The sequence below is a fragment of the Onishia taeanensis genome, from assembly GCF_900100755.1.
GTDB lineage: Bacteria > Pseudomonadota > Gammaproteobacteria > Pseudomonadales > Halomonadaceae > Onishia > Onishia taeanensis.
On sequence record NZ_FNCI01000029.1, the window covers coordinates 1 to 1,342 of the forward strand.

Here is a 1,342-nt window from a genome sequence, read left to right on the forward strand (position 1 = left end):
GCGGTTGCTCGATACCTTCGTGCTGGGTGGCGATGACGCCTCGTCTCACCAGTACGACGAGCCAACAGCACCTGCGCTGCCCTCGGCGTCGAGCCCAGCATCGCGTCAACAGGCGCCCGCTCGCAGTAAGTCGGCGGCCCATGCCGAGGAGGAGTGGGAAGCCTTTTGATCGTATGGCCTAGCTGATAGGCGAGAGTAAAGGCGCGAGAGGTTGGAAATGGCAAAGCCAGTTGGCCGAGAGGTCAGCTGGCTTTTTCTGTTCTTGTTGTTAGGTGTTTCTAATAAATAAGAATGCTCGCGGACCTGCCTGAGGGAGCTGTCTTTATGGTTGAACTCCTTCCTTTTTCGCCTATGGGAATGATTGGTGTTTACTACTCCTTTGGTCGAGCCTTGCTCAAATTTTGCAGAGACATGCCGATAGACAATAAACGGACTTTTTGCAGGATTGAGGTGGATGCGCTCTTATGGAAAAAAATAAAGCAAAGCTGAGCTGGTGGAATCTGCAGACCAAGACCATGGCATTGGTACTAGTGCCACTATTGTTGATAACCGCCATCCTGGTAGGGATGAAGAGCTATCAAAGCGTCCAGTCTTCCAGGGAAAACTTGGCGCATCAACGCGAAGAACTGTTGAAAAGTCGGCAAGCGTCAGTGAAAGACGTGGTGATGGCGGCCAAGAGCGCCATTGCGCCTATCTACGATAATGCTGGCCCCAACGATGAAGAGGCTAAAGCTCGGGCGGCGGAGATTCTGCGATCGATTCGTTTCGGTGACGGCGGTTATATCTTCGTGTTTCGTTACGATGGCACCACCGTTGCGCACATCAATTCGGACCTAGAGGGCAAGAACCTGATTGGCCTGCAGAGCCCCGACGGTGACTACATGATTCGGTCACTGATCGAGAACGCCAAGGCCGGAGGCGGCTTCCATGAGTATCCCTGGCCTCACCCCGGAACCGGGCAAGAAGAAGACAAATACTCCTATTCCATAGGGCTGGATAAATGGGGCTGGATGCTTGGCACCGGCGTTTATGCGGTTGATATCGACGAAGCCATGGCCGGGGCCCGTGCAACGGCCAGCGACAACCTGCGTGACTCGATCATCAGTTCGCTGCTGACGGCACTGGCGCTACTGCTGGGTGTTGCGTTGCTGGCAAGCTGGTTGGTCAAGCGTACCCTCAAGCCGATTCGTTCGGCCGCCCAGACCATGAGCAGCATCGCCAGTGGCAAGGGCGACCTGACGCAGCGAATCAACGTCTCGACCCACGACGAGGTCGGCCAGTTGGCCGAGGGCTTTAACCTCTTTGCCTCGCGGATGCAGGACACCCTCCGCCAGGTGCGCGC

Annotated in this window: 1 protein-coding gene; it reads left to right on the forward strand. The window is 55.9% G+C overall.

Going from position 1 to position 1,342, the window contains the following annotated elements; translation table 11 throughout:
• Nucleotides 1-464: 464 nt before the first annotated feature.
• On the forward strand, nt 465-1,342 hold an 878-nt coding region (locus BLR71_RS17305; protein WP_139172693.1), incomplete at its 3' end, for a cache domain-containing protein.